This is a genomic window from Paenibacillus sp. JJ-100, assembly GCF_948329825.1.
GTDB lineage: Bacteria > Bacillota > Bacilli > Paenibacillales > Paenibacillaceae > Paenibacillus.
The window spans coordinates 1,052,646-1,073,302 of sequence record NZ_CAOJCM010000001.1; the positions used below are offsets into that span (position 1 = coordinate 1,052,646).

Here is a 20,657-nt window from a genome sequence, read left to right on the forward strand (position 1 = left end):
TTTTTAGTGTATATCGGCTGTTATGCATAACCAAGGCGATTCTTTCCATACTAGGAATACGCAAGGAATTGAGGATCGTTATGCAGAGGAGGAAGGATTTTGAAGTTCGCTCATAATAAACTGTATATTGCTGCACTGGGTGGCGTGAACGAAATCGGGAAAAACATGTACTTAATCCAGTACGATCAAGACATTATCGTGATCGATTGCGGTTCCAAGTTCCCAGATGAAACGTTGCCGGGTATTGATCTCATCGTGCCGGATGTAACGTATCTGCTCGAGAATCAGGATCGAGTGAAGGCACTTGTTGTCACGCATGGGCATGAAGATCATATTGGCGGGATACCTTATTTCCTGAAACAGATGAATATCCCCGTGTACGCGTCCAGGCTGACACGGGGTCTGATTGAGCTGAAACTAAGAGAGCATAATTTGCTACGTCAGACAGATCTTCACACGGTAGATGCGGACTCCCGCTTGACGCTGGGCAGCATCGACGTCTCTTTTTTTGCAACGAGTCATAGCATCCCGGACTGCCTGGGGATTTTCTTTCAAACGCCTGCCGGTAATGTTGTACATACGGGGGATTTTAAATTCGACATGTCTCCTGTGAATGGTCCCTTCCCTGACTTACACCGTATGGCTGAGATTGGTAAACAGGGCGTACATCTGCTACTCTCCGAGAGTACAAACGCTGAAAGACCGGGATTTACGCCTTCGGAGCGTGTTGTCGGGGATCACATTCTCGATGCGTTTATTCGCGCCAAACAAAAAGTGTTTATCTCTACCTTTGCATCCAATATCAGCCGAGTGCAGCAGATCGTGAATGCCTCATTTCAGACTGGACGCAAGCTCGCACTTCTGGGACGAAGCATGATAAACGTAGTCAAAGTGGCATCTGAACTCGGATATCTCGATGTACCGGAGGGATTGTTGATTGAGGCCGCTGATTCAGGTCAGTTCCCGCGTGAACAAGTGGTGGTGTTGTGTACGGGAAGTCAGGGAGAGGCTATGGCTGCTCTGTCCAGATTAGCTTCCGGCAAACATCCTCAGGTGAGTATTGATTCAGGTGATACGGTCATTATTGCAGCAGGAGCGATCCCTGGCAATGAAAGAAACCTTGCTCATGTAATCGACAATCTGTATGTTTTAGGAGCGCGGGTTATTTATGGCTCTAGTGGGGCTGCGGGTATGCATGTATCGGGACACGGAAGCCAGGAGGAGCTGAAACTCATGCTTACGTTGATGAAACCGGATTATTTAATACCCATTCATGGCGAATTCCGTATGTTGTATCAGCACAGGTTGCTTGCTGAATCTGTTGGAATTGAGCAGAGTCATGTGTTTATTGTTAATAATGGAGACATGGTGGAATATAAAGATGGCGTTGCTTCCATGGGACCAACAATTGCTTCGGGCAACAGTCTGGTTGATGGACTGATTGTCGGTGATGTGGGTAATATTGTGCTTCGGGATCGCAGACAGCTATCGTCTGACGGTATGCTGGTCATTGTAACAACACTGAGTAAAACAGAGAAACAGATGGTGTCTTCCCCGGAGATTATTTCTAGAGGTTTTGTGTTTGTGAAGGATTCGGAGCAATTCATGAAAAATCTTCATGAACAGGTAGTAGGCCGGATGGAAGAGTTAACAGCATCTGGGGTGAATCAATGGAATGTCATCAAACGAAAATTGAAGGATGAGATCAGTCATTACATATATGCCGAGACCAAGCGCAGACCGATGATCTTGCCGATTATTATTGAGGTTTAATCGAAATGCTGTTATTATGCCCTCTGAGCGATCAGTGGGCTTTTCTCTTTTCCTATACCACCAAACAATGTATTCACATGTGATTTGTCTCTTAAAAACGCTATAATAGATTCTAAGATGAGACAGTAAGCTACAAAACGATTGGGTGGTCAAGACTACCTTTTCACATGAAGTGATGATCAGAACGAGCAACATATGTATATTTTTCTGTGAAGTATATTGATAAAGGTTAGATGCAATCAAATTGACACATCGAATACCCGTAAGTATAAGGGGAAGGAAGGATCGGTAATATTAGGGTGAATCGTAGTCGTTGAGATCTACGTTTCGCGTTATAATATACGGATGATCATTGGAAAGACAAGAGGAGTTACATGATGAATAAAACAATTACAGATATCGCTCAAATGGCTGGTGTAGCGAAGAGCACCGTATCTCGTTTCCTCAACGGCGGCTCTGTCAGCGAGGAAACACGTCAGAAGATTGAGCGTATTATTAAAGAACATAACTATGTTCCCAATACCTTTGCACAGAGTCTCAAAGCGAAGAAGACCAGTATAATTGGTACTGTTGTTCCTCGGCTTGATTCCTATGCGACTTCACAGACCTTAATCGGCATTGATGAGGAATTAAGAGGACTTCATTATCAGATGCTTATTGCCAATACGAGTCAGGATATGCAGCGTGAGATCGATGCTATTTATGATTTTGCTAGACAGAAGGTGTCAGGAATCATTTTGCTTGCTGCTGAAGTAACGGATGCTCACTTAAAAGCCATCGAAGATATTAGAATACCTGTATTACTTGTAGGACAGCAACATGAGCTGCTAAATAGTTTGATTCATAACGATGATCAGGCGGGATATCTCTTGGGGAAATATGTCGTTGAACAAGGACATCGAGACATCGTCTATTTGGGTGTTAGTGAGAGAGACCAGGCTGTGGGTGTTCATCGTAAACAGGGATTTAAACGTGCGGTTGATGAATGCAGTGAGTGTAACGTCAAATATTACGAAACGAGCTTCAAAATGTCAGAAGCAGTGATCACGGCGGAGGCGATTTTGGATAAAAGCAGACCATCCCTGATCGTTGCAGCCACGGATAATATAGCGATGGGCGTGATGAAGACTGCCTTCTTCCGAAAAATCCGGATTCCGCAGGAATTGTCGGTAACAGGGTTTGGTGGGTACGATATTACCGAGATGATTCATCCGACGCTGACCACGGTCAAATATCATTATTTACAGGCAGGCAAACTCGCGGCGAAGCATATTAGCCGATTGGTAGAAGGAGAGAGTGTGAGACAGCAAACGATTGTAGATGTCGAACTTATTCCGCGAGAAAGCGTTGACAAAATATAAATAGATCCTTTATTATAATTCCATAGAACCGGTTCCATTGGTGCTAAAACAGCAACAATCAGGAACGTGGGGAGACAGCAATTGCTGCATGGAATTATTTTTTTGTTCAGATTGGAACCGGTTCCTCAGTAGGTTTCTTTTGAATATGCAGTATGAATGGAGATTGATATACGTATGAAAATGACAAGAGAGCAGCTCTACCGGCGGATTGAGCAAGCTGAACCCGGAGAGATCGCCAAGCTGGAAGCCCAGGTTAATGCATGTTCTTGGAGGCAACATTATCACATTCAGCCCGTAACCGGTCTACTTAACGATCCGAACGGCTTTTCCTTTTATCAAGGCTATTACCATCTGTTCTATCAATGGTTTCCTCTTGGAACAGAGCACGGCATGAAGTATTGGTATCACACCCGTTCCAGCGATCTGGTACATTGGGAGAATGTTGGTATTGGTATTGAACCAGGAAGCCCTTACGATTCGCATGGCGCTTATTCAGGAAGTGCGATCGAGAAAGATGGAGTATTAAATCTGCTCTATACAGGGAATACGCGGGATGAAAACTGGATCAGACATCCGTATCAGTGTTTAGCTATGATGGATGAAAATAATGTCGTTACGAAATATGAACAACCCGTCGTATCCAATGTTCCTTCTGGATACACTGAACATTTCCGTGATCCCAAGGTGTGGCAACACGATAATGAATATTATTTTATCATTGGAGCACAGCGTACGGATGAGACAGGATGTGCAGTACTCTATCGCTCAGCAGATCTGAAGCAATGGGAATTTCTTGGTGAGATCGGTACAGCGTTGTCTTCGTTTGGATACATGTGGGAATGTCCAGACTATCTGGAGTTGGATGGTAAAGGCGTGCTGATCTTCTCGCCACAAGGCATTCAAGCTGAAGAAGATCGTTACGAGAACATTTATCAATCCGGTTATCTAATAGGTGAACGCCTGGATCTGGAATCACGAGCGTTTGAACACGGACCGTTTCATGAGCTGGACCGCGGTTTTGATTTTTATGCTCCGCAAACCATGGAGTCACCGGACGGGAGAAGAATTATGGTTGCTTGGATGGGATTGCCTGAACAGGGATATCCCACAGATAACAACGGGTGGGCTCATTGTTTAACGATTCCGAGGCAACTATCCATCCATGGCGACAAACTCATACAACAGCCTGTGCAGGAGATGGTTAAGCTCCGTAAGCAAGAACAACATGCAGAAGCTCGAGCCACGCTCAACAACGAAAGCAGAGCGTTTGAAGGATTTAATGGTATCGCCTACGAACTCGAATGTGAGATTAGTGCGAGCGATGCAGATATCGTAGGTATTGAGTTCCGAGCGAGTGATACGGAGAAAACGGTTATTCAGTATGATCGTCTGCAGCGTAAAGTTGTACTGGATAGAAGCCATTCTGGTACAGAATTATCACAAGTGAATGGAACGACTCGCAAGTGCACATTGGATTCAGATGTAATCAAGCTGCGTATGTTCGTTGATTCATCTTCGGTTGAGATTTTTGTCAACGATGGGCAAGAAGTCTTTACCAGTCGGATTTTCCCGAGCCAGGATAGTCAAGGTATTCGTTTTTTTGCGCATGGTGGTAAGGCAGATTTCAAAGCGGACATATGGAACTATTAGATTAGTGAGAGGAATGAGACAACATGTCAGACAATCAACGCATTGCTGAACAGGTGATTCAAGCTATAGGGGGAAAAGAAAATATTTCCTCCTTTGCACACTGTGCAACGCGACTTCGCATTATGGTGAAGGATAAGGAGCAAATTGATCAGAAACAGGTCGAGAATATTGACAAAGTCAAAGGTGCTTTTTTTAATTCAGGCCAGTATCAGATCATCTTCGGTACAGGTACGGTTAATCGAATCTTTGAAGAGGTTGAGAAGCTCGGTATTGAAGGAACATCGAAGGAAGATGTGAAGAGTCAAGGGAAAAAGGAAGGCAATGCATTCCAGCGGGCAATTCGCACGTTTGGTGACGTATTTGTTCCGATCATCCCCGTATTGGTTGCTACAGGTCTGTTCATGGGTCTGCGTGGCCTGCTTACACAAAATGAGATTTTGGCATGGTTTGGTGCGACAGCTGACGATATCTCTCCGAACTTCCTGTTGTTCACGCAGATTCTGACGGATACAGCATTTGCTTTCCTTCCTGCACTCGTAGCTTGGTCAGCATTCCGGGTGTTTGGTGGAAGTCCGATATTGGGAATTGTGCTCGGTCTGATGCTGGTGAACCCGGCTCTGCCGAATGCTTATGCCGTAGCTGATGGATCGGCACAGCCTCTGCAAATGTTCGGATTCATCCCTGTCGTGGGATATCAGGGGTCGGTATTACCGGCGTTTTTCGTAGGTTTAATTGGTGCCAAATTCGAAAAAGTATTACGCAGACGTGTGCCTGAAGCACTCGATCTCATTCTGACTCCATTCATTACGCTTACGGTGATGATTACTTTAGGACTATTTGTCATCGGTCCCGTATTTCATTCCCTCGAAGAATGGGTATTGTATGGAACAACAGTTGTTCTGGATCTGCCATTTGGTATCGCAGGTATCATTATTGGGTTCTTCAATCAGATCATCGTTGTTACCGGTGTGCATCATATCTTCAACTTTTTGGAAATTCAATTACTGGAAAAAACGGGATTCAATCCGTTTAACGCTATTGTCACAAGCGCTATGGCTGCACAAGGAGCGGCATGTCTTGCTGTAGGTATGAAAACAAAAAATCTGAAGCTTAAAGCACTTGCATTGCCTTCATCGTTGTCCGCATTCTTGGGGATTACAGAACCAGCCATTTTCGGTGTGAATCTGCGTTACATGAAACCGTTTGTAATGGGTCTCATCGGTGGTGCAGTTGGTGGATTTATTGCATCCGTGTTCGAGCTTCAGGCTACAGGTATGGCAATCACCGTCATCCCAGGAACACTCTTGTATCTAAACAGTCAGTTGCCACTATATATTTTGTCCAACGTAGTTGCAATGGCGATTGCGTTTGCACTCACTTGGTTTTTCGGGTACAAAGATCAGCCTGCAGTAGCAGACACGTCCGGTAATTCGTATAGCGGAAACGAGAACAACGCTTCTGACGTGGAAGCGGTGAGCACAGTTTCCAATAACCAATCATCTATTGCAACAACAACTTCAACATCTACACCAGTCAGCTCACCGGCTCGCTCTAAGGTGACACTGCTAGAGATTGCATCGCCAATTCATGGTACAGTTGTAGATCTGGAACAGGTACCTGATCCCGCTTTCTCCGAAAAACATATGGGGGAAGGGATTGCTATTGAGCCATCCGAAGGCAAAGTATATGCTCCGTTCGATGGAGTAGTCGCCCACGTGATGGATAAGAGTAAGCATGCTGTTATTTTGGAACATGCTACAGGTGTTCAGTTGCTTGTACATGTCGGCATTAATACCGTTGGGCTGAAGGGCAATGGCTTTGTCACCCATGTGAAAAGTGGAGAACCTGTGGTTGCCGGACAGTTACTCATTGAATTCGATATGGATACGATTCGGGAAGCGGGTCTGCCGCTGATTACACCTGTCTTGATTCCAAGTGGTATCGAAACCATTGCTTCAGTTACAGCACTATCAAGTGGACCTGTACAAGCGAATGGGGAAAAGGTACTGAAGGTGGAATTCACAGAGCCGCAATAAACGAATCATACGCTTTAATTACAGCGATAAATTCACATAGTCGGTCAGCATCATAACGCAAATAAGAAAGGGAAACCGCTGGAGATGGAACTCCACTGGTTTCCCTTTTTTTTGATGTTACTAGAGTCCAGCACTACGTTTGAGCCGTTCTGCAATCTGCAAGAAGTCTTCTGGGGATATTCCAGGGGCGAACTCTTCCGGCAGGTCAGGAAGTTCAGGGATCGGCCCTCCATACCCAGGTAAACCTGCAAAGGCTTCCAGCTTGCCGCCATCAGTCGGGTGAACACCTTTCCATATCTGAGCAATCTGTTGATAATCCTTGTCGCTGAACGTGTACAGTCTTCGTTGCTCGCCCATGGCCTCCCATTTACGTGTGGTTTCGAATGCCTTGTTATCCAGGGAGGGGATGGGAATTAACTTCGTTATATCTACGCCAGTTGCGATCTCCAACGCTTTGGCATAGGCCAGAATGTGTACACCGCCCCGTACAAGCAGATAACCTGTCATCTCGCGAGCAGTATTGTTATCCGTCATTTCATACACTCTCATCTTATGTGTTCTTGCCCCACATTCCAGAAAGAAATTATGCAGTAGATCTAAAATAAGATTGCCACTGCTAAAGACGTTTGAGCCGTCCCACGGTCTTCCCATGGAGTCGTAGGGCAATGCCGTTTGTGCAGATTCAATAAAATGAGAGGTCATGCGTGCATCCTTACCAATGTGGAGCGGAGTTGTGTCAGGTGCCCCGGGAGAGGTTGATCCGACAAGCATCAGGTTAATCGTATTCGCGACAAGCTCGACGTGGCCGAACTCTTCTGCGGTAATGCTGGCAACGATGTCATAAAAGGGGCGGAGCTTGGATTTTCCTCTAAAGTTAAATGATTGATACATATAATTGTTCAGCGTTGACATCTCGCCGAATTTTCCGCCCAGCAATTCCTGTACTGCACTGGCTCCGTTCGGATCTGGATTTTTGGATATAGGAAGTTCAATGGCAAGACGATCTACACGTTTAAACATGTCAATTCCTCCTCGATCTTCATTACAGTAAAGGTATGAAGGTTGACTTGTACGTTATTCTATTTTTAATCGTATAGTTGGAAGGAAGGGAATGCCAGTGTAATTGGAATAAAATTCATTCAATAATGAGTGCTTAACGTCTCAATTTGAATTATATTTAAATGAATCGTAGTACATTGAACTAATGTGACAACATAGGAGGGCACATACCATGAAACTCGATGCACATCAACATTTCTGGCAATATAATACCCGTGATTATGGCTGGATCAGTGAAGAGATGAATGTGATTCAGCGTTCGTTCCTGCCGGAAGATCTTCACCCGATCCTCACAGCTTCAGGAATATCAGGTTGTATAGTTGTACAGGCCCGTCAAAGTCTTGAAGAAACCGAGTGGCTGCTGGAACTTGCAGACAAGCACGAATTTATTAAAGGCGTTGTGGGCTGGGTGGATCTATGTTCTGAGAATGCAGCCTTACAACTGGAAAAATACGCGGCGAGTCCATGGCTGAAAGGAGTACGGCATGTTATACAGGATGAACCGGATGTGAAATTTGTGCTGCGTAAGGACTTTCAACGAGGAATTGCTCTATTGAAACAGTACAATCTGGCCTATGACTTACTCGTATCTAAGGAGCAGCTACCTTATGCCGTAGAATTGGTTCAAGCGTTTCCACAGCAACGTTTCGTCATTGATCATTTAGCCAAACCAGACATTAAGGCCGGTATCTTATCACCATGGAAAGAGGCAATCATCGCGATATCCGCTTATCCTAATGTCCATTGCAAATTGTCTGGAATGGTCACCGAAGCAGATTGGAATAACTGGACACAGGAAGACTTCACACCTTATCTGGATACTGTACTTCAGGCATTTGGCCCAGAGCGAGTGATGTACGGTTCCGATTGGCCTGTAAGCAATGTAGCTGGTACATATCGTCAGGTGTTTAACTTGCTGCAAACGCATGTTCATAGCCTGTCACAAGCAGAGCAGCAGATGATTTTCGGTGATAACTGTAGGATATTTTATAACCTGTGAAGTTGACATATTTCCTGTTTCTTGGTAAGGTCTTACTTAATCCGCATAATGATTTTGGGAATGTTACCGAATACGGGCATAACCTGAGCTGGCTTGTGATACACGATAATGTGTATACAGGCTGGTTCGGGTTTTTTCTATTTGCCTGGTGGCAATGTCTGGACGGCTGGAGTAGGGCGGATCACTGAACTACATTTTGAAAGGAGAATATGAATGACAACTTTTAAATTTCCTGAGAACTTTTTGTGGGGTGGAGCTATTGCGGCTAATCAGGCAGAGGGAGCATACCTTGAAGATGGTAAAGGTCTGAGCATTGTGGATCTGCTCCCAACAGGAGAAAATCGGAGAAGTATTATGAAAGGAAATGTCCCTGCATTTACACCGCTTTCCAGCGAGTTTTACCCATCACATGAAGCGATTGATTTCTACCATAGATATCCTCAAGACATCGCTCTTTTTGCTGAAATGGGTTTTAAAGCGTTACGTGTATCGATTGCCTGGGCACGCATATTCCCGACAGGAGAGGATGCACAGCCGAACGAAGCGGGCTTGCAATTTTACGATGATCTGTTCGATGAACTCTTGAAATATGGTATTCAACCAGTAGTTACGCTGGCTCACTTCGATGTGCCTGTACATCTGATCGAGCAGTATGGTAGCTGGAGAAGCCGCAAGCTCGTGAACTTGTTTGAAACCTATGCCAAAACTGTATTTACACGTTACAAAGATAAGGTGAAGTACTGGATGACATTTAACGAGATTAATATGTTGCTCCATCTTCCTTTCCTTGGAGCCGGACTTGCTTTCAACGAAGGCGATAACGTCAAAGAGATCCAATATCAAGCAGCACATCACCAACTCGTGGCAAGTGCGCTTGCCGTTAAAGCTTGCCATGAGATCATCCCTGACGCCATGATCGGTTGTATGCTCGCCGCAGGTAGTTTCTACCCTTACACATGTAATCCGGAAGATGTGTTCCAAGGTATGGAGAAGGATAGAGAATCCTACTTCTTCATCGATGTACAGTCACGTGGAGAGTATCCAGGATACGCTAAACGATTCTTCAAGGATCATAATCTGAACATTGTGATGGAGCCGCAGGATGCAGATATTTTGCGAAACCATACGGTAGATTACATCGGCTTCAGCTATTATTCCAGCCGGACAACAAGTACAGACCCAGAAGTCATCAAAAATATGACCAGTGGTAATGTATTTGGCTCGGTAGCCAATCCATATCTGGCAAAATCCGAATGGGGATGGACGATTGATCCTAAAGGTTTCCGCATTACGGCCAACCAACTTCATGACCGTTACCAGAAGCCGTTGTTTGTGGTGGAGAACGGATTTGGTGCACACGATGAGGTTACTCCTGAAGGTGTGATCGATGACTCGTACCGGATTGATTATCTGAAACGCCATGTGGCTGAAATGGCCGAAGCGATCCAGGATGGCTGTAACATCATCGGTTATACGAGCTGGGGACCTATTGACATTGTTAGCGCCTCTTCCGGCGAAATGAGAAAGCGTTACGGCTACATTTATGTGGATCGTGACAATGAAGGCAAGGGTGAACTGACCCGAATCAAAAAGAAAAGCTTTGAATGGTACAAAAATGTGATCGCATCAGGCGGCACAGATCTGGGAGACAAGTAATTTCAGGTTTTTCAAAAAAAGGGATTACCAACATCAGGAGGTTGCATGATTTCATGTGACTCCTGATGACCGTTCACTGAAAGCGTTGACATGCAGCGCAGTTCAAGCTATACTTGACGCAAATATATCATTATTGGGATTGTTACTACATCATATGTAGGCAAAACCTGAGCACCAGAAAAGCAGACCGCGATGTCTTGTTTATTTTGTGTTGCTCTAGGTTTTTTTTGTATGCCCATATTTGGATATATCAATTGCGACTAGAGAGTGGAACGTGACGGGGGGATTGAAGTGAAAATAGCAAAGGTTATCAACAATAACGTCATTAGCATTTACCAGGCCGATGGGGCAGAGCTTGTGGTAATGGGACGTGGGATTGCCTTTAAGAAAAAACCGGGAGATAAAGTAGATGAGACCCGCATCCAGAAAGTATTTGCCTTGAAAAACAAACAGACGTCTGACAACTTCAAAACATTACTTCGGGAGGTCCCGATGGAATTGGTTGAAATTGTAGAGGAGCTGATCGCCCATGCGCGAGACAACTTGGGGCGCAACCTGAACGAGAACATCTATGTTTCTCTTACAGATCATATTTATTTTGCTATTGAGCGTTATCATGAGGGAATCGAGATTAAAAACGCCTTGATGTGGGAGATTAAGCAATTGTACAAGGTTGAATTCGGACTGGGATTGCGAATGCTGGATCAGATCAACAGCCGGATGAACATTGAGCTTCCGACAGATGAAGCCGCGTTTATTGCACTTCACATCGTCAATGCCGAAATGAATGAAGAAGTCATTACAACGATGAATATTACGAAGTTTATCCAGCAGATTATTAATATTGCGAAGTATCACTTTAAAATGGAGTTTGACGAGGACTCTCTCAGTTATTTCCGATTTATTACCCATTTGAAGTTTTTCTCTCAGCGTGTGTTCAGTGGGACGCATTATGATAACAACTATGATCATTTGTACGACATGATTCAGGAGAAACATCCCGAGGCGTCGGCGTGTGTAGAGAAAATCGCGTTGTTTGTCCAAAAGGAGTATGATCATGCTCTGACCAATGAGGAAAAGTTATATCTGACGGTACACATTGAACGTGTTGTGAATCGCTAACATTTATTTATTGACATTAATGGTTATATTATATTATTATGTTGATAACAGGAATTGAATACGATTTAACTGGGATTGTTACTGGTTATGCAGGCAAAACCTAAGTCATGAGAAGTGGAACCCGTGCGTTCACTTGCTCAAGGCTTAGGTTTTTTGTGTGCAAAAAAATCGGTAGAGAGCCTGTGATATCAATTGAACGATCATATACACCTTATTCTGTCTCAGAGTGTTTGTGTTAATGATCTTCAGTTCAGACAAACGTAGGGAGGGTATATCATGAGTCAAGAGAAACTGGCCAGAGAGATTGTGGAACGCGTTGGCGGTGAGAAAAACGTACAATCACTGGTTCACTGTGCAACACGATTACGATTTGTATTGAAGGATGATTCCAAGGCCGACAAAGCAGGTTTAGAGAAAACGGAAGGTGTCATTGCCGTTAAGGAAAACGGTGGCCAATTCCAGGTCGTTGTAGGGAACAAGGTTCCCGAAGTGTACCAGGCAATTGGTCAAATCAGCAATATTCTGGACGATTCATCGAGTAAAGAAAAGGGCGGTAAAAAAGTCAAAGGGCTGGGCGGCATTATTGACGTGATCTCCAGCATTTTTGCACCACTACTCGGTGTTATGGCAGGAGCGGGTATTTTAAAAGGTTTATTGCTAATTGCAAACAATTTAGAGTGGCTGGATAAGGCAGATACAACTTATATCATTCTGTATGCTGCAGCAGATAGTTTGTTCTACTTCCTGCCACTACTGTTAGCGGTTACAACGGCACGTAAGTTCCAAGGGAATGTGTTTGTCGCATTGACCATAGCTGGAGCACTCATCTATCCAACCATCATTCAGTTGAAAACGGATGGTACAGCAACAGACTTTTTCGGTATCCCCGTAGTATTGATGAGTTATTCTTCGACTGTCATTCCGATTATTCTAGCAGTCATTGTGATGAGCAAACTGGAGAAGTTCTTTAATAAGCTACTTCATGACAGTATTAAGAATTTCGTTACACCTTTATTTTTGCTAGTTATAATGGTGCCGCTTACCTTAATTGTCTTTGGACCATTTGGCGTATATGTTGGTGATGGAATTGCGTCCGCGATGGTCGCTGCCTTTGGATTCAGCCCGTTACTTGCAGGAGCTGTGTTGGGAGCAAGCTGGCAGTTGCTCGTTATCTTCGGTGTACACTGGGGTCTGGTGCCTGTATTCATTAATAACATTGCCGTACACGGTCAGGATGGTGTGAAACCGGCAGCGACAGCTTCTGTCTTTGCTCAAACAGGTGCAGCGTTCGGTGTCATGCTCAAAACCAAGAACAAAAAATTAAAAACTCTCGCAGGATCATCTACTCTTACAGCGCTATTCGGAATTACTGAACCAGCCATCTACGGTGTAACACTGCCGCTGAAACGTCCGTTTATTGCGGGAGTTATCGGTGGAGCTGTCGGTGGTGCCATTATTGGTCAGGCAGGTACACAAGCTTTTGCTTCCGGTGCACCCGGATTGCTCACTTTACCGATCTTCTACGGACCAGGTGGTCAAGGATTCCCAGGTTTGATTATGGGGATCACGGCATCTTTCGTTGTATCCGCTGTATTAACGTATATCATGGGTTTCAAAGATCCTGTTGAGGATGAAGAAACGAAGACAGCATCTACGTCTTCCGTTGACGTTGAAGCTGGCCAAAGTAAAAATGCTTCTCAGCCATCTACACGTGTCCATGCTACTTCAGATCAAACAGTATGGAGCCCGATTGAAGGTGAAATTGTTGAATTGGCGGAAGTTCCAGATCCAGCGTTTGCTTCAGGAGCGATGGGTAAAGGCATTGCGATTGAGCCATCGAAAGGCCGTGTTGTTGCTCCTTTTGATGGTACGGTAACCGTTGCTTTCAAAAAGAAACATGCTCTTGCTGTTGTTTCGGATACAGGTGCAGAGATTTTGGTGCATGTGGGCGTGGATACGGTTAAACTTGATGGCCAACATTTTAAATCGTACATTGAAGAAGGCGACCGGGTGAAGGCAGGGGATCTGTTATTAGAATTCGATATTGAGCAGATCAAAGCTGCCGGCTACCACACTGTAACGCCGATTATTGTAACGAATTCAGCAGATTACGCGGAAGTTATTCCGCAAGCTACAGGTCAGGTTAGTAACAAGGATATGCTTTTGAAAATCGTAGGAACTGAAGGAGAGAAGGCATAGCCTATCAAAATGAGGGGTATGCGGGAAGAAGGACAGATGTAGGAACGAACAGTTTAGTCTGTACATCAGCTATATAAAATATAATCAAACAACACCCCATTCGTTAACCACACTAACGATTGGGGTGTTGTGCATAGGAACGGGAAAAGTAGTGAGGATTGGAATGAAAGCAGGTGTTGTTCGGGATATTTTGTGATCGTTGGTTTAAGATTTTTAGCTTTTACCTGTTGTGCCACTTAAAGAATGTGTCTTCAGTTGACGAATATCTCCAATCGGTGGTTTACCGAACATTCGCGCGTATTCGCGATTGAACTGTGAAGGACTTTCATAACCAACACGAAAAGCTACTTCTGCAGCTTGAACTGGTTCGTTCAGCAGCATCTGGCGTGCCTCTTGTAGCCGAATTTGTTTCTGGAATTGAAGTGGGCTCATGGCCGTTACATCGCGGAATCGTCGATGTAATGAAGATGAGCTCATCCCGACTTCTCTTGCAAGATCGTCGATGCGTAGCGGTTGATTGTAGCTCTCACGAATCCGGCGAATCACTTCAGCGATGAGAGCGGCATATCCAGCACCCGGTGCCATTTGCCGAAGTGCATTCCCTTGACGATCTTGGAGTGCACGATACAAGATTTCTCGCGAAATCAAAGGAGCGAGCACAGCCAGATCATTCGGTGTTTCTAAGAGACGCACAAGCCGCAAAAACGCATCCAGCATATCTGTAGTAGCACAGCTTACATACAGCCCTCGTGAGCTTTTGTCTTGAGCGGTACCTTCATAATCGGTTACCTCAATGAATTCGAGTACCTGCTGCGGATTGATTTGTAGCCGAATGGCAAGGTATGGATGTTCTGACGAAGCGTCAGTCACCTGGCCAGAAATAGGTAGATCAACCGACACGGCAAAATATTGCGAAGGTCCATAACGATAAGTTTCATTAGCAAGTAGTACAAGCTTGCTTCCTTGAGCAACGAGACATATAGAAGGTTCATAGACCGTATAGACTGGAACAGCATTTTCAGAGTTGCGAATCAGTGATAATGCTGGAAACGGAGTTTGATAAGTGCCATCGCTTGTAGAGAATCGGGTAATCCACTTCGCAAGCTCGGCGAGCTTCTCATTCATGAGTCCTTCTGATAAAGGCTTCGAAATCATAGGATTCCTCCTTAATCTCTATATGTGAATGATTACCCTCATTATACAATGCTGATCATTGTACACCAATATTCATGGGCCGATTAGGCAATTTTTTGGGCCGATTGTTCTACCTCTCCCTGCTTCACATGTCTCATACTGAAGAAGAACCAGAACGAGAGGAGGACGAATCATGAATACAAACAAGCAACACACGAAAGGTATTGAAGGAAAAGTTGTTCTGATCACAGGAGCCAGCAGTGGAATTGGTGAAGGAGCAGCGCGTTTGCTCGCTGAACGTGGAGCTAAAGTAATGCTTGGCGCAAGACGTACTGAACGTTTGCAGACTCTGGCTAATGAGATTCGTGATACAGGAGGTGTGGCTGAGTACCGCAAGCTTGACGTGACCAGTTGTGAAGAGATGGATGCTTTTGTAAACGAAGCTGTTGATAAATTCGGCCGTGTCGATGTAATCGTCAATAATGCTGGTGTTATGCCTCTATCCAATCTGGAAGAACGAAAAATCGATGAATGGAATCGCATGATCGATGTCAATATACGTGGAGTATTGCATGGTATCGCTGCAGGTCTTCCAGTTATGCGAAGCCAGGGAGGTGGGCATTTCGTCAATGTCGCCTCCATTGGCGCCTACGAAGTGACACCAACTGCGTCTGTCTATTGTGCGACCAAATATGCTGTTCGAGCGATTTCAGAAGGACTGCGTATGGAAACAGAACGCGAAATCCGTGTGACTCTTGTTTCGCCAGGCGTGACCGAATCCGAGCTCGCGGATAGTATCTCTGATGAGCATGCCCGAGCCGCAATGAAAGAATACCGACGAATCGCGCTATCATCTAAGGCGATTGCTGAAGCCATTGGTTACGCGATTGCCCAGCCAGAGGGCGTCGATGTGAACGAGTTGACTGTGCGCCCAGCCAAGGGTATAAACTGAGGGATGCATACAACGGATACCTAAATAGAGTAGCAGAGGTGACAACATAGAAAAAGCACGGACGAGATTAATTCGTTCGTGCTTTTTAAATGCAATATGATCCAGTATCTGTAGAATGGTTAAGCCGTCGCGAGAGCCATCTTATAGTGAGGTGTTTTTTCAGTGACTCGGCTTGCAGTACTTCATTAGCTTGCTTTGATCACATTAGAGTGCACAAGACCCGTCAACCGCGAAGGTGGATAAACCATACGAACCGGAGCTATGATGATTGCAGCAAATACCGCCTTGATCAGGTCACCAATAATATATGGATAGAATCCTTGAATCATCGCATTAGTCAAGGTCATGCTGTATCGATAAGCGAGCCAAGGAACCCCTGATACATAAATCAACAGAGATCCAAATACCTCAAGGACGATAAAAGCGAGAACATAGCCCCTGAATCCCCGGAATTGCACTTTAGATAACAGCAATCCAATCAGCAGTGCGGCAAATGGCCACATCATCACATACCCTCCAGTTGGACCCACCAGATGGCCAATACCGCCTGTGCCATGCAGTAGAGGAAAACCAAGGGCAGTCAGCAGAACGACAAGAAAGATACTAAGAAAACCGTAGAGTGGACCAAGTAATCCTCCGGCTAACATTACAGCTAACGTCTGCAAGGTAATTGGCACAGGTGAGAAGCCAATAGGGATGCTTATGTATCCGAAAAGAACGAGAATGGCCGCCATAAGCGCGCTGAATACGATACCTCGTAAAGTTAATTTCATGTTTGTACAATCCTTTCAATTTTGATAGAATTATTGTCAACCTAATTATTATAGTAGGTTAACGATTAGCATAATATCATATAAAAGCAGATTGTGAAAGGACAAATTATAAATATGCAAGACACGTTTTCTATCATTTCATTACAAGATATCCGTGTGTACTATGGAGCCGAAGATAATGTTGTAAAAAAAGCGCTCGATGGTGTTTCATTTACCCTTAAGCGAGGTGAGTGGTTAAGCATCGTAGGTGCTAATGGTAGTGGGAAAAGCACCTTGGCCGGGGTGATATTAGGATATATCCCTTTATCCGGCGGAGAGAGAGAGGGTTCAGACGATCTGACTATTCGGGGTGTACTACAGCAACCAGAAACTCAGGTGCTGGGTGATACAATCGAAGAGGAGTTTCATTTTGCCTTGTCTCAATTACATATATCCGAAGTCGAAAAAAAGATACGTATGCAGGAGGCTTTGCAGACGGTGGGGCTTAATCAGCTAAAGGAGAGGACTATCGCTCCATTGTCTGGTGGCCAAAAACAGTTACTTAACATCGCGACAGCTCTCGCAGCCAAGCCAGATGTACTCATCATGGACGAACCTACAGCAATGCTTGATCCTGATGCAAGAGACCGAATAGAAGAAATCGTCCAACATATCACAAGCCAAGGTACAGCAGTGATCTGGATTACTCATCATCTGGAAGAAGCGACGTTATCCGACCGTATACTGGCAATGCATAACGGGAAGTGCGTCTATGACGGCACTCCACAGTCTTTCTTTTATTCAACGGCAATTGTAACCGAAGACAGAGCGGAAGAGACAAATCAGGAAATCTCCCCATCTCTGTTACATTCTCTATCTCCCTGTGAGCAGCTGGGACTGGAACCCCCTTTTACGGTCCAAACGGCACAGATTTTGAAAAGAAAAGGGATGTTGCCTAATGCTATGCCGCTTAGACCTGAACAGCTTGCCGAGGAGGTGGCGTGCAGGTGATTCAACTAAAAGATGTTTGTGTTCGAGCTCCTGATGTGGGCAAACGGATTTTGATCGATCAGCTGAATGTGACGTTGAGGCGTGGTGAGATTACGATGTTACTAGGCTGTACAGGTTCCGGTAAAACAACGCTATTGCAGACCATAGCCGGCCTGAGAAAGCCGAAATCAGGGGATATACAACTATCAGGAGAGTCGATGTGGGTTGATGGCAAAGTCCCTACGTCCATACTGCTCCAAGCAAGTCTTGTGTTCCAGTTTCCAGAACAGCAGTTGTTCGCACGACATATCAAGCGAGAGTTCCAGTACTCCCTTCGCCCTTATCGTTTGAATGAAACCGATCAGGAAAGGTACATCGAAGAAACGCTAGCGCATTGGGACCCCCCTCGTGGCGCGGATCTGGAGCGAGGTTTTCAGCTGGACCGATCTCCCTTTGCTCTTAGTGGTGGTGAGAAACGCAGGCTAGGACTTGCGCTTGGTCAGGTGACTAAGCCGGAGTGGTTTTTGCTCGATGAGCCGAGCGCGGGTCTTGAAGCCCAAAGTGTCACATTGCTTCTGGAATCCCTTCATAAGCACCGTGTGGGGGGTGGTGGAGTGGTGATTGCGACTCACGATCTGGATACGTTTTTACCGCACGCAGATCGTGTACTTCTGTTAAAGGAAGGTCGACTGGTTGCGGATATTACTCCGCCCGAATTGCACAACCAACCCGAGTTACTGGTGAAGGCCGGGATCGGTCTACCACCATCCATGCGGCTAGCCGAGCAGCTGCGGGCGGCAGGCGTGCAGATGAGTTCTCCAGCGATGACGCCGGAAGAGATGGCCGAATCTATCATAAAATCTAGAGAAGATAGGTTATCTGTTTCTTTCAGTAAGGACAGGGAGAATGGAAGAATTGTACAAGCGAATGGGGAACCAACTTGGAGTTCAGATTCAGTTACACCGACATCCGGTGAGACTCTAGGTCCGATGTTACCAAACTTCGGTTCGAAGAATAGAGGCAGCGAAACTACTTCCAGAAACTCTTCGAGCGGCCTGTACAAGATGATGGATCCTAGATTGAAATGGGTATTGTATATGTTGCTTGTTACAGCTACAATGCTTCAGCAGCGATGGGGTGGATTATCGTTAACCTTGGTTCCTGTTATAGGTGCACTGGCTGTGCTGCCTCGTCAGATGCTGATCGGATGTATCAAATTGTTGAAGCCGTTATTGATCTTTTTCCTTTTATCAACGGCGTTATCTGGCAGTACCCTTACCACAGTTGAAGGTGGATTTCGGGTGGGATTTTCACTGACTCAGGCTGAGGGAACTTTACTGAATCTGTACCGCTTGTTCATCGTGACTCTTGCGAGTATATGGTTCTCATTGACGACACCGTACGGCCGTATGGTCGAAGGACTGAACTGGGTACTGGCTTACGGTCAGAAAATCAGGCTGCCTGTGGCTTCATTCGCACTTGCTGTATCGCTGGTTTTCCGGTTTATTCCGATGTTATGGGCAGAATGGCAGCGTTTTTCTCTGATCGTGCGTGCACGGGGAAAAGCTGCTCTAAAACCGAACTCAGTGCGTATTCGTGACCTTGGGCCGATGGTGATCCCGTTACTGATGGCTCTGTTTCAGCGTGCAGAAGATATGACCATTGCGATGGAGATGCGAAAAATAAGAGAGAATAATGTGCTGGGCACTCGTTCTTCGCTTCTGGTCTGGAGCAGGCGGGATACCCGGATTGGCATGGCCGGACTGCTCCTGTTCGCAGTGTTAGTATCGATGCGCCATTGGTGATGGCGGAATTAAGGTGCTGAAGCCGTATTGGCATCAGCACTTGAAACGCAGTGTTTTCCAATGATAATGCATAAAATCATCACGTTCCGTTTACTATAAATGTGCGTTGATCATCTCAAGAGGATCAGGAGGGACGAGTGATGGAGGAGAAGTTTTTGCAGGAAGACAGACGGGAGTATACGGACGTGTCCACCGTTGAGTCGCAGCGGAATGACATTACCCTTGAAGAATTCCCGGAGGGGCCTTATGGTTCATCCTTGCTGTCTGAGTCGCTTGGGAAAAGCTCCCCTTGGCGAGCAGATCAAAGGACTGCACACCGTTTTGATTATGAGAATCATGAGCTGCATGAGGGTGAGGAACGGGACTATCCTGGTCAGGATGTGTTTGATGAAACCGTGCCGGATGATGTTCATGAACCTCAGTATCCTGGCAAAATGTAATGATGTTTCTGCATATTTAAATCAAGCATTATCGATACACAGCCTTCGGTATGGAAATATTCCGTGCGGAGGCTATTTTGATTTTGTTTTTTTGGTTATAATTGGATGAGGTATTCAATTGTTGTTAAGTTACGTTGAACGTTATGCATCAGAATGGGGGATGGGGCGTCAGGTTGTGTTTATGGATGGAAAATATCATGATCTCATTTTATTTGGTTTAACAAAATAAAAGTTTTTGATTAAGGAGGGACTGGCTTGAATCCGATCTTAAATCAAATCGGCACGGTGTTTATTCCGGTTCGTGATATCGAGAAGGCTATGAAGTGGTACCGTGACATATTAAATCTGCCTGAGGATCAGGAGATTTTATTTGGACATCTGCACATCCTGCCAATGAATGGAACTGGAATTGTGTTGGATAGCAAAATCTATGCTGAAGAGAACACGTTTAAAACCCCTGCATTTCATTTCAATACAAGCAATATTCAAGAAGCGTATACTTATATGTTGTCCAAAAATGTTAAGATTACCTCTACAATTGAACACGAAAAATGGTTTAATTTTGAAGATCCGGACGGTAATATGTTAATGGTGTGCCAGTGTTAAGAGCTTGACTCTATCCATCGTGGAAGGTAAAGATTTAGGTGAACAAGCCCAATAAGTGGTGACTGAGATGGAATGAACGTGTTTATTTGAAATGTGTTATAAAAAAGATGTTTACTTTCGTA

At 45.1% G+C, this 20,657-nt stretch carries 16 protein-coding genes; 13 read left to right on the top strand and 3 right to left on the bottom strand.

Annotated features, from left to right (window positions below):
* The first annotated feature begins 99 nt into the window (after nt 1-99).
* From PQG66_RS05055 to PQG66_RS05070, 4 genes are all read left to right on the top strand, one after another.
* Nucleotides 100-1,773: a ribonuclease J gene (locus PQG66_RS05055; RefSeq protein ID WP_272035761.1), complete on the top strand. Its 1,674-nt coding sequence runs from the start codon at nt 100-102 to the stop codon at nt 1,771-1,773.
* A gap of 377 nt (nt 1,774-2,150) precedes the next feature.
* A complete protein-coding gene (locus PQG66_RS05060; RefSeq protein ID WP_272036499.1) occupies nt 2,151-3,134 on the top strand; it encodes a LacI family DNA-binding transcriptional regulator in 984 nt (327 codons plus the stop codon).
* 174 nt (nt 3,135-3,308) lie between these two features.
* Nucleotides 3,309-4,784, top strand: a complete 1,476-nt coding sequence (locus PQG66_RS05065; protein ID WP_272035764.1) for a glycoside hydrolase family 32 protein — start codon at nt 3,309-3,311, stop codon at nt 4,782-4,784.
* A 23-nt stretch (nt 4,785-4,807) separates the two neighbouring features.
* Nucleotides 4,808-6,820: a sucrose-specific PTS transporter subunit IIBC gene (locus PQG66_RS05070; RefSeq protein ID WP_272035766.1), complete on the top strand. Its 2,013-nt coding sequence runs from the start codon at nt 4,808-4,810 to the stop codon at nt 6,818-6,820.
* A gap of 120 nt (nt 6,821-6,940) precedes the next feature.
* On the opposite strand, the gene PQG66_RS05075 is transcribed toward PQG66_RS05070, so the two are convergent.
* Complete coding sequence (locus tag PQG66_RS05075) at nt 6,941-7,840, bottom strand: manganese catalase family protein (RefSeq protein ID WP_272035767.1); 900 nt, start codon at nt 7,838-7,840, stop codon at nt 6,941-6,943.
* Nucleotides 7,841-8,051: 211 nt separating this feature from the next.
* On the opposite strand from PQG66_RS05075, the gene PQG66_RS05080 reads away from it, so the two are divergent.
* The 4 genes from PQG66_RS05080 to PQG66_RS05095 all read left to right on the top strand — a co-directional run bounded on the left by PQG66_RS05080 (nt 8,052) and on the right by PQG66_RS05095 (nt 13,856).
* Nucleotides 8,052-8,879, top strand: a complete 828-nt coding sequence (locus PQG66_RS05080; protein ID WP_272035769.1) for an amidohydrolase family protein — start codon at nt 8,052-8,054, stop codon at nt 8,877-8,879.
* Nucleotides 8,880-9,092: 213 nt separating this feature from the next.
* Complete coding sequence (locus tag PQG66_RS05085) at nt 9,093-10,535, top strand: 6-phospho-beta-glucosidase (protein ID WP_272035771.1); 1,443 nt, start codon at nt 9,093-9,095, stop codon at nt 10,533-10,535.
* Between the two features lie 291 nt (nt 10,536-10,826).
* Nucleotides 10,827-11,657 carry a BglG family transcription antiterminator LicT gene (licT, locus tag PQG66_RS05090; RefSeq protein ID WP_272035774.1) on the top strand — a complete coding sequence of 277 codons (831 nt, stop codon included), beginning with the start codon at nt 10,827-10,829 and terminating at the stop codon, nt 11,655-11,657.
* A 276-nt stretch (nt 11,658-11,933) separates the two neighbouring features.
* Nucleotides 11,934-13,856, top strand: a complete 1,923-nt coding sequence (locus PQG66_RS05095) for a beta-glucoside-specific PTS transporter subunit IIABC (protein WP_272035776.1) — start codon at nt 11,934-11,936, stop codon at nt 13,854-13,856.
* A gap of 213 nt (nt 13,857-14,069) precedes the next feature.
* Here the strand turns inward: PQG66_RS05095 and PQG66_RS05100 are convergent, their stop codons facing one another.
* Nucleotides 14,070-15,011, bottom strand: a complete 942-nt coding sequence (locus tag PQG66_RS05100) for an AraC family transcriptional regulator (protein ID WP_272035778.1) — start codon at nt 15,009-15,011, stop codon at nt 14,070-14,072.
* 172 nt (nt 15,012-15,183) lie between these two features.
* Here PQG66_RS05100 and PQG66_RS05105 point away from each other — a divergent pair, with 172 nt between their 5' ends.
* Nucleotides 15,184-15,942 carry an SDR family oxidoreductase gene (locus PQG66_RS05105; RefSeq protein ID WP_272035780.1) on the top strand — a complete coding sequence of 253 codons (759 nt, stop codon included), beginning with the start codon at nt 15,184-15,186 and terminating at the stop codon, nt 15,940-15,942.
* 185 nt (nt 15,943-16,127) lie between these two features.
* Here PQG66_RS05105 and PQG66_RS05110 read toward each other — a convergent pair whose 3' ends face one another.
* Nucleotides 16,128-16,715, bottom strand: coding sequence for a biotin transporter BioY (locus tag PQG66_RS05110; RefSeq protein ID WP_272035782.1), 588 nt, complete (start codon nt 16,713-16,715; stop codon nt 16,128-16,130).
* A 114-nt stretch (nt 16,716-16,829) separates the two neighbouring features.
* Here PQG66_RS05110 and PQG66_RS05115 point away from each other — a divergent pair, with 114 nt between their 5' ends.
* From PQG66_RS05115 to PQG66_RS05130, 4 genes are all read left to right on the top strand, one after another.
* A complete protein-coding gene (locus PQG66_RS05115; protein ID WP_272035783.1) occupies nt 16,830-17,705 on the top strand; it encodes an energy-coupling factor ABC transporter ATP-binding protein in 876 nt (291 codons plus the stop codon).
* Entirely contained in the window at nt 17,702-19,489 is a 1,788-nt protein-coding gene (locus tag PQG66_RS05120) for an ATP-binding cassette domain-containing protein (protein ID WP_272035785.1), read from the top strand. Before PQG66_RS05115 ends, PQG66_RS05120 begins: the two co-directional genes overlap by 4 nt.
* 140 nt (nt 19,490-19,629) lie before the next feature.
* Nucleotides 19,630-19,929 (top strand): hypothetical protein, encoded by a 300-nt coding sequence (locus PQG66_RS05125; RefSeq protein WP_272035787.1) that lies wholly within the window; start codon nt 19,630-19,632, stop codon nt 19,927-19,929.
* A 255-nt stretch (nt 19,930-20,184) separates the two neighbouring features.
* On the top strand, nt 20,185-20,535 hold the full coding sequence (locus PQG66_RS05130; protein ID WP_272035789.1) for a VOC family protein: 351 nt from the start codon (nt 20,185-20,187) through the stop codon (nt 20,533-20,535).
* The last annotated feature ends 122 nt before the right edge of the window (nt 20,536-20,657 follow it).